This window comes from Hydrogenophilus islandicus, assembly GCF_054657095.1.
In genome coordinates, this window is record NZ_BAAHXE010000073.1 from 1 (window position 1) to 788 (window position 788).

The following is a 788-nucleotide window of genomic DNA, read 5'->3' on the forward strand; positions in this document are numbered from 1 at the left end:
TGCCCGCATGGGTCTGAACCCGTACGAGTTTGGATCCGCCTGAGTTTCCGCGACTGGTTCCAGTGCCAGTAGGTATAGCGCCTGCATGGCCCTGTCCTTCATCGCGGGGATTCCCAGAGGACGCTTCTTCCCATTCGCTTTCGGGATGAATACCCGCCTCAGCGGCATTGGCCGATAGCCTCTGCGTTTGAGGGACATTACAGCCTTGGCCTTTGACTCCGGAGTGTCCCAGGTTTCCCCGTCCACGCCCGGTGTCTTCTTGCCTTGGTTTTCAGTGACTCGTTTCACGGCGATTGCTCGCCCATAAAACGAGTGGGTCAGGAGCCATTGCAAGGCTTTCACCTTGCCCCAGCGCCCTTCCCTGACTGCCTTCGCAATACGCGTTTGCAGCCTCCTAACTGTTTGGTGTGCTTTGGCCCAATCGATATTGTGCCAATTCACATCCTCCCAGCCGGAGGCTGCACCAACCATTTGCATGGTCGTCATTTGCTTTTCCTCCGTTCAGAAGGTTCTACATACTCTCTTGCGAAGAGAGACCAGCCGGAAGTCTGCTCCCTTTCGGGCGGGATGATGTTGGGTCGCCCCTCAATCCCTATCCGCCCCATTACAGGACGGCATTCGCTTTTTCCGGCATCCCATGCCCGCACCCCCAACAGCTTTCCTTACGGTCGGCCTGCCCTTGCGGGCGGAGATACGGGTTTACCGTGTTCCGCGTAAGTGACAATGGAAGGTTAGGCGTCGGCTTTTCCCCGGTGGGACTTGCGTCCTCGCTTAGGTAGCATCAAGAC

Annotated in this window: 1 protein-coding gene; it reads right to left on the reverse strand. The window is 57.4% G+C overall.

The genetic code is table 11. The features are described 5' to 3' along the window. A partial coding sequence (locus ACYQ6T_RS10700) for a reverse transcriptase N-terminal domain-containing protein (protein ID WP_459830700.1) occupies nt 1–486 on the reverse strand: 486 nt, incomplete at its 3' end. Nucleotides 487–788 lie beyond the last annotated feature (302 nt).